The sequence below is a fragment of the Flavobacterium cyanobacteriorum genome, assembly GCF_002251835.1.
In the GTDB taxonomy this organism is placed as follows: Bacteria; Bacteroidota; Bacteroidia; order Flavobacteriales; family Flavobacteriaceae; genus Flavobacterium; species Flavobacterium cyanobacteriorum.
In genome coordinates, this window is the sequence record NZ_NOXV01000186.1 from 1 (window position 1) to 8171 (window position 8171).

Genomic DNA, 8171 nt, shown 5'->3' on the forward strand with positions numbered 1-8171 from the left:
ACACCCTTACAGCTATTTGATAAGGCAGTAAACATTTTCACCGAACAGCACGAAACCCCATTAAAAGCAGTTCAGGAATTTGCAGCCGTTACCGACAAAGCTAACCTGAACACAACCCAAAGGTTATTTGTTTACGAATGGGTTTACAAATATGTACGGGTTTCCGATTTCGGGGAACTGGACTTTACCGAAGTAAAGGAACTACTAAAGAGCCAAACCGAAAGGCTGAAAAATGATAAACCACAGGTTGAGTATAACAAGCCTTTAACTGGAAACATACGGGACACCCTCAAAGAGTTAATGCAAAAGGAACTTGAACAGCTACCCGACACCCTCAAAGAACTTGAACCCGTGCAACGGCTGAACATACTTTGTAAACTTATGCCGTATGTATTGCCAAAAACAGAAAGCGTAAAACACAATTTTGGCGAACCGGACGAATTTAAAATAAAGCGTTGGCACGATTAAGCCTTTTTATTGCAAAGTTCCTTAATGATTTAGGTTTCATTTTCAAAATAAATTTCAAATGCCAAAGCCCCATACATTCCCAACCCTATACAATGAAGCGTTGCAAATACATGTTTCAAAGTTGAAAGGTTGGGGCTACCTTGATCCGAAACAGATTAAAAGCGGTACACTCAACTGGAGCAGGAACGGAAACCCCACAGGCAGTATTTCAATACAGGTAAACACCCAAAGCGAACAACCATACATTGAACTGGATTACAAATACAGGGACGAACCCCGAAAGTATAAGGTATATTTGATCTCAACCCCTTCAAACCTGAACAGGGGCGAAATATGGTATTTCATTTGCCCACAAACAAAGAAGCGTTGCCGTAAACTGTATTCAATAGGCGGTTACTTTTTACACCGTGAAGCGTTTAACGGTTGTATGTACGAAACACAAACCCAAAGTAAGAAGTACAGGCAACTGGATAAAACATTAGGGGCTTACTTCAAAAGTGATAACCTTTACAGCGAACTGTATAAAAAGAATTTCAAAAAAACGTATGCAGGGAAACCAACCAAAANTTGCCGTAAACTGTATTCAATAGGCGGTTACTTTTTACACCGTGAAGCGTTTAACGGTTGTATGTACGAAACACAAACCCAAAGTAAGAAGTACAGGCAATTGGATAAAACATTAGGGGCTTACTTCAAAAGTGATAACCTATACAGCGAACTGTATAAAAAGAATTTCAAAAAAACGTATGCAGGAAAACCAACCAAAAAGTATTTGCGAATAATGGAACAAATACAGAAAGCTGAAAGCATACCATACCACGAAATTGAACGGGCAATGTTAAGTTGAAACCCATACCCCAAAAGCAAGTTTACAGTATGTATTTGAGCCTTATTTGTACCTTATATTTGTTTCAAAACACTTAAAACATTGATAAACAACTAATTGAAGTAAATAAATAGTTTCCGTTGTGAAAACATTTGGGTTGCCTCTTGTCCATAAACAGGAGGCTTTTTTATTGGTATTTTTTACTTCCTTATTATAAAAATGTTAAAAATAAAAATGCCCCATTAATAGGGATTCTTAGAGCTGTTAGACTTCTCCTTAAATAAAAAAACCTGCTTATAAGCAGGCTGTTTTTTTATTAAAGTCAAACACTACACGTTAAACCTAAAGTGCATTACATCGCCATCCTTAACAATATACTCCTTGCCTTCTACACGCAGCTTGCCGGCCTCTTTAACTTTGGCTTCTGAGCCGTAGGCCACATAATCATCATAAGCAATTACTTCGGCACGTATAAAGCCTTTTTCAAAATCAGTATGTATCACTCCTGCGGCCTGCGGGGCTGTGTCGCCCACATTAATGGTCCAGGCACGTACCTCTTTCACACCTGCCGTAAAATACGTCTGGAGGTTAAGCAGCCTGTAGGCCGCGCGTATCAGTGCCGAAGCGCCCGGTTCTTTAAGCCCCAGGTCTTCCAGGAACATCTGGCGCTCTTCATAAGTTTCCAGTTCGGTAATATCGGCTTCGGTCCCTACAGCCAGGAACATTACTTCAGCTTTTTCATCCTTCACCAGCTCACGCACCTGCGCTACATATTGGTTGCCCGTAGCCGCGGCTTCCTCATTTACGTTACAAACGTACAATACCGGCTTGGTAGTTATCAGCTGGAAACTGTCTATAAGTTCCTGTTCCTCGTTATTTTGTAGCTGTACCGTACGCGCCGACTTCGCCTGTAACAAAGCCTCTTTTATCTTCTCCAGCAGGCTTACTTCTGCCTGGGCTTCTTTATTACCTACTTTAGCTGTTTTTTTTGCCTTTTCAAGGCGTTTTTCAACTGTTTCAAGGTCTTTCAGCTGAAGTTCTATATCAATGGTTTCTTTATCCCTTATTGGGTTTACACTGCCGTCAACATGCACAATATTATCATTATCAAAGCAGCGGAGTACGTGGATTATGGCATTGCACTCCCTTATATTGCCCAAAAACTGGTTGCCCAGCCCCTCTCCTTTGCTGGCACCTTTTACAAGTCCCGCAATATCTACTATTTCAACAGTTGCAGGAACCACACGCTCCGGCTTCACCAGTTCCTCAAGTTTTTCAAGCCTGGGGTCGGGTACGTTTACCACCCCAATATTGGGCTCAATGGTGCAAAACGGGAAGTTGGCACTTTGCGCTTTGGCGTTAGACAGACAATTAAAAAGTGTTGATTTGCCTACATTAGGCAATCCTACAATTCCTGCTTTCATTTTATATTACTTTTTAAGCGTGCAAATATAGCGTATTTTCATAAACCTCTGCTTCAGATAAATGTGATGAATATCATTTCCTGCGCTTTTGTCCGCAGGTATCTTTGCTGTAATTAGGGATAATGCCATGAAAAGATATTTAAAAAAATTCAGCGAAATATCAGCTGCTGATACCGCACTGGCAGGTGTGAAAGCAGCTTTTATGGCAGACCTGTATAACCTGGATGACCCTGACATGAAGGTCCCCGAAGGATTTGTGCTTACCTCAGAAGGATTTGATTATTTTCTGGAATACAATGCCATTGAAGGCACGCTCTTATCGCTTACCGAAAAAGCTGTTCATGCCAATTTTGAAAGTATTGAAGAAATTTCAAAATCGGCCAAGAAGCTTCTGTTCAATGCCAGATTCCCGGTGAAACTTGAAATTGCCATAAACCGGATGTGTGAAAGCCTTTTCGACACAGGCGGGCAGCCCCTCGCCGTACGCAGCAGCAGCTATTACCAGCGCAACGGAGAACCCTGCGGCATGGAATCCTACCTGAACATCAGCGGGAATGTAGCCCTGATATACGCTATTAAATGTTGCTTTGCTTCTTATTTTAATACAGAAGCTATCACCTGCAGGGCAAAAAAAGGCATAACAGGTATCAACCTTTCGGTAATATTGCAAAAAATGGCGGGTATCCATGGAATTTCAGGCACCGCACGCAGCCTTCCGCCCCTGGTACCCGAAGGCCACCGAACTATATCTATAAAAGGCAACAACGGGCTGGGCAGCAATCTGCTGGAAGGTGTTTCGCCCGATGAATTTATTGTAAACAGCAGCCTGCTGCGCAACAGCAGTACTTCGGGTATTGTAAAAATACAAGGAAAAAAAACACAGATGCTGGTCACTAATGACAATGCTTCAGGAATAAATTCCGTAACCCTGAAACTCACCCCCGGTGAGCTCCGCGAAAGGTTTATCCTTGAAGATGAAGAAGCAATTACTTTGGCAAAAGCAGTTGTAAAAACAGCAAGTTATTATAATTCAGATGTTTGCTTGGAATGGGCAAAAGAGGCCGGTGAGAGTTTTTTTAATATTGTAGGCCTGCAGGTAATGCCGGCCTAATACATTATTAAATTGCATGGGAGTATAAGAGTATTTTACGATATTTGCCATATAGCCCATTCCCATGAGAAATGATGCCTTACTGGAAGCCATTATAGAAAATGCCATTGATGGTATTATAACTATTAATGAGAGAGGTATAATAGAGTCTATAAACCCATCGGCCTGCCGCCTTTTTCTTTATGAGCCTGAAGAGGTTATCGGAAAAAATATCGCGGTGCTTATGCCGTCGCCTGACAGGGAAAGGCATGATGGCTATATTGATAAATACAGGCAAACCCATATTCCGCATATTATCGGTTACGGGCGCGATGTGCTGGGCCGAAAGAAGAATGGCGCCGTGTTCCCTTTCAGGTTAGGCGTAAGTGAAGTAAAGTATGAGGGCATGCGTTTTTTTGCCGGCTTTATACACGACCTTAGCCACCAGAAAGAAGCCGAGAACCGCCTGATGCAATATACGCAGCACCTTGAGGAACTCGTAAAAGAAAGAACCGTTTCGCTTAATGAAACTATTGACGCGCTGACAGAAACCAAAGAAGAACTAAGCCATGCCCTTGAAAAGGAAAAAGAACTTGGCAAGCTGAAAAGCCGCCTGCTGAGCATGGCCTCGCACGAGTTCCGTACGCCGTTAAGCTCCATACAGCTTTCTAATTCGTTGATAGAGCGTTATCTTGAAGGAACAGGCAACGCTAAGATAGACAGGCATATACAAAAAATCAGGAATGCCGTAAGCAACCTGACCATTATCCTCGACGATTTCCTTCATGTTGAAAAAGCCGAAGCGGGAAAAGTAGAAGTAGCTTACAGCACGTTTGACCTTATAGCTTTTTCTAAGGAAATAGTGGAGGAAATGCAGCTGCTTTCAAAAAAACAACAAATAATAACCTATAGCCACCACGGCGAGCATTCATTGGTTAGGCTTGACCGCAATCTCCTGAAAAATTGTATTATTAATCTTATTTCTAACGCGATAAAATATTCCGGCGAAGCTACCACAATAAAATTTGGCACCTATATTGGCGAAGGTAAATGCCAGATTACCGTAGAAGACGATGGCATCGGCATACCCCAAGAGGAGCACAAACACCTTTTTGAAGCCTTTTTCCGTGCGCAAAATACCGGCAATATACCCGGGACAGGGCTGGGGCTGAATATTGTATCGCGCTATGTGAAGCTGATGAACGGCACTATAGATTTTATAAGCGAAGCAGGACGAGGAACTGCATTTACTATACTATTCCCTATACTATGACAAAAGTACTAATAATTGAAGATAACAATGATATTCGGGAAAATGTTATCGAAATACTTGAGCTTTCAGGTTATGAGGTTTATGAGGCCAGTAACGGCAAAGAAGGCATCGAACTTGCTGTAAAGCACCAGCCCGATATTGTATTGTGCGATATAATGATGCCTGAAGTGGATGGCTATGGCGTACTTGAAGCCCTGAACGATAATGAGCAAACCCGCGCCACGCCCTTTATATTTTTAACGGCCAAAGCCGAACGGCCGGATATAAGGAGAGGCATGGAACTTGGCGCTGATGATTACCTGACCAAGCCTTTTGATGATACCGAACTGCTGAGGGCTGTGGAAAGCCGCCTGAAAAAAAAAGAGATACACCAGCTTTTTTACGGGCAGACACCTGAAAAGCTTAACGAGGTTGTATCAAAAAAAGATGGGCTTGAAGAGCTTAAACAGATAATGCAGGAACGCAGCAGCCGTAAGTTTAAAAAGAACCAGCACATACATTATGAAGGCGACCGTGTTACAGGGATTTACTTTATTATAAGCGGCAGGGTTAAAACAGTAAAACTGACCGAAGACGGGCGAGAACTGATCACAGGGATACACAAAGCCAATGATTACCTGGATATTAGCATCATCCTGTCTAACGATACGTATAATGACACTGCCATAGCCCTTGAAGACACCGAACTCAGTTTCCTGCCGGTAGAACAGCTTGACCGCCTTTTATACCTTTACCCCGATATTGGCGTAAAATTTATAAAACTGCTGGCTAATAACATCCAGGAAAAGGAACAGCGGCTCCTGCAAATTGCTTATGCCTCTGTACGCAAACGGATTGCCGAAACGATAGTACGCCTGCTCAACCAGCACAGTAACGACGGTAAAAGCATAAAAATAAGCCGGGATGACCTTGCTGCGCTTTCAGGAACGGCACCAGAAACCGTAAGCCGCACGTTAACCGATTTTAAAAGTGAAGGGCTTATTGATAAAGAAGGCAGCACGCTGCATGTGCTTAATTTTGATAAGCTGAACAGGCTGAAGAACTAGCAATCATTAAAATTAAACAATAGCTAACTACCCGTTAAACCCATACGATAATGCTGTTTTTGCTGTAAATTTGCCTGTAGTATTTCTCTCCTATGGCAAAAACATATAACACGCTACGGCTTATACTTGGCGACCAGCTAAACCGTAATCATTCATGGTTTAGCACTACGTGTGATGAGACATTGTATGTGCTGATGGAAGTGCGCACTGAAACCGACTATACCTGGCATCACATACAAAAGATAGCAGCATTCTTTTGTGCCATGCGCGGCTTTGCCAACTATCTCAAAGAAAGCGGCCACCAGGTGCGCTATTTCAGGCTTTCTGATGCTGATAACCTGCAGGACATACCCAAAAATTGCGGGCAACTGATAAAGGAGCACCACATAAAAAAATTCGAGTACCTGCTCCCCGATGAATATCGCGTGGATGAAATCCTGAAAAATTTTTGCGATGAAGCCGGTATTGAAACCTCATTTGCCGATACGGAACATTTTTACACCCACCGGAGTGAGCTGGCTGAGTTTTTTAAATACAAAGAGAAAGGTTACCTGATGGAGAGTTTTTACCGCTACATGCGGAAAAAGCACAATATACTGATGAAGGGCGATGAGCCCTTGACGGGGCAGTGGAATTATGACCATGATAACCGAAAGAAACTGCCGGCCGGGCACAAGCCTGTAAACCCGCTGGTATTTGATAATGATGTTTCGGATATTGTTGATGAAATACTATCACATCAGATTGTAACGATAGGCAGCGTCGACAAAAAGCACCTTATATGGCCTGTTAACCGCGAGCAGGCGCTTGAGCTGCTGGCTTTTTTCTGTAATGAGTGCCTCTCCCTTTTTGGTACATTCCAGGATGCCATGATGCCGGGTGAATGGTCGGTTTATCATTCAAGGCTGTCATTTTGCCTCAACACTAAGATGATTTCACCCCACGAAGTTATTGCTTCGGCTATCAAAGCCTGGGAAGGGAATAAACAAGGCATTGCCTACAACCAGCTTGAGGGCTTTGTACGCCAGATACTTGGATGGAGGGAATATATGAGGGGCATTTACTGGCTCAAGATGCCTGAGTTTGAAACCCTGAATTTCCTGGAACACAACCGGAGGCTACCCGCCTGGTACTGGACAGGTGAAACCAGGATGAACTGCCTGCGGGACGCCATAAAGCAATCCCTGCAATTTGCCTATGCCCACCACATACAAAGGCTTATGGTTACCGGAAATTTTGCATTGCTTGCCGGCATTCTGCCAGATGATGTAGACCAGTGGTACCTGGGTATATATATTGATGCCATACATTGGGTTGAACTAACCAACACACGCGGGATGAGCCAGTTTGCCGATGGTGGCCTGGTAGGTACAAAACCGTATGTAAGCAGTGCGAATTACATCAATAATATGAGCCATTACTGTACAACATGTTATTATGATCCTAAAAAGCGCACAGGAGACAAAGCGTGTCCTTTTAACAGCCTTTACTGGAACTTCTACGACAGGCACCGTGCCAAACTTGAGTTTAACCCAAGAATAGGTATGGCATATAAAACCTGGGATAAAATGGATGCAGAAACAAAATCCGGAATACTCCTGCAGGCAGATATATATCTTGAAAATTTAGAAAAAATTTAACATATTTATTCGTGCTTTAAATGAATGGACTGAAGTCAAAATTTACATATTAGATTTAATATTTATTTATTAAATAATAACGTACATAATTTTAAATTTCCTGAAATCTGCGTTTGTTATATTTTGATATAATTCTTATACTTCTTAACAAATTTATAACAAGTACAAACACCCTTAAATAATTACAGTCCTTAACAGAAGTATTAAAATTATTACAACTTCAATAAATATAGGGCAATACAACTTTTTTTTTAATCATTTCATCGATTAACTTTTTTAATAAGAATTAGTTGGTATAGGTTTAATAGACGTATTCAACGCCAAAAAAAAAGTTTAATTAAAAAAATGATTAGGCTGAAATCAATCCTGTCCTAAATAAAATTTAACACTATCAAACTTAACCA

6 protein-coding genes are annotated in these 8171 nt (G+C 41.9%); 5 read left to right on the plus strand and 1 reads right to left on the minus strand.

The genetic code is table 11. The features are described 5' to 3' along the window. The coding region (locus tag CHU92_RS15980; protein WP_207759799.1) for a hypothetical protein at window positions 1-468 on the plus strand (468 nt) is incomplete at its 5' end. Window positions 469-1623: 1155 nt separating this feature from the next. On the opposite strand, the gene ychF is transcribed toward CHU92_RS15980, so the two are convergent. Then, window positions 1624-2718, minus strand: coding sequence for a redox-regulated ATPase YchF (gene ychF / locus CHU92_RS03685; RefSeq protein ID WP_094412723.1), 1095 nt, complete (start codon window positions 2716-2718; stop codon window positions 1624-1626). 127 nt (window positions 2719-2845) lie between these two features. Here ychF and CHU92_RS03690 point away from each other — a divergent pair, with 127 nt between their 5' ends. The 4 genes from CHU92_RS03690 to CHU92_RS03705 all read left to right on the plus strand — a co-directional run bounded on the left by CHU92_RS03690 (window position 2846) and on the right by CHU92_RS03705 (window position 7767). Beyond that, window positions 2846-3829 carry a PEP/pyruvate-binding domain-containing protein gene (locus CHU92_RS03690; protein WP_094412725.1) on the plus strand — a complete coding sequence of 328 codons (984 nt, stop codon included), beginning with the start codon at window positions 2846-2848 and terminating at the stop codon, window positions 3827-3829. Window positions 3830-3893: 64 nt separating this feature from the next. Next, window positions 3894-5081 (plus strand): PAS domain-containing sensor histidine kinase, encoded by a 1188-nt coding sequence (locus CHU92_RS03695; protein ID WP_094412727.1) that lies wholly within the window; start codon window positions 3894-3896, stop codon window positions 5079-5081. Continuing rightward, window positions 5078-6127, plus strand: coding sequence for a response regulator (locus CHU92_RS03700; RefSeq protein ID WP_094412729.1), 1050 nt, complete (start codon window positions 5078-5080; stop codon window positions 6125-6127). The genes CHU92_RS03695 and CHU92_RS03700 overlap by 4 nt, the downstream gene beginning before the upstream one ends. A 92-nt stretch (window positions 6128-6219) precedes the next feature. Then, entirely contained in the window at window positions 6220-7767 is a 1548-nt protein-coding gene (locus tag CHU92_RS03705; RefSeq protein ID WP_094412731.1) for a cryptochrome/photolyase family protein, read from the plus strand. Window positions 7768-8171: the final 404 nt, after the last annotated feature.

What these genes read in the sequence shown, in the direction of transcription:
- ychF (WP_094412723.1), bottom strand. Translation starts at nt 2,718, where the DNA reads ATGAAAGCAGGAATTGTAGGATTGCCTAATGTAGGCAAATCAACACTT.
- CHU92_RS03690 (WP_094412725.1), top strand. Translation starts at nt 2,846, where the DNA reads ATGAAAAGATATTTAAAAAAATTCAGCGAAATATCAGCTGCTGATACC.
- CHU92_RS03695 (WP_094412727.1), top strand. Translation starts at nt 3,894, where the DNA reads ATGAGAAATGATGCCTTACTGGAAGCCATTATAGAAAATGCCATTGAT.
- CHU92_RS03700 (WP_094412729.1), top strand. Translation starts at nt 5,078, where the DNA reads ATGACAAAAGTACTAATAATTGAAGATAACAATGATATTCGGGAAAAT.
- CHU92_RS03705 (WP_094412731.1), top strand. Translation starts at nt 6,220, where the DNA reads ATGGCAAAAACATATAACACGCTACGGCTTATACTTGGCGACCAGCTA.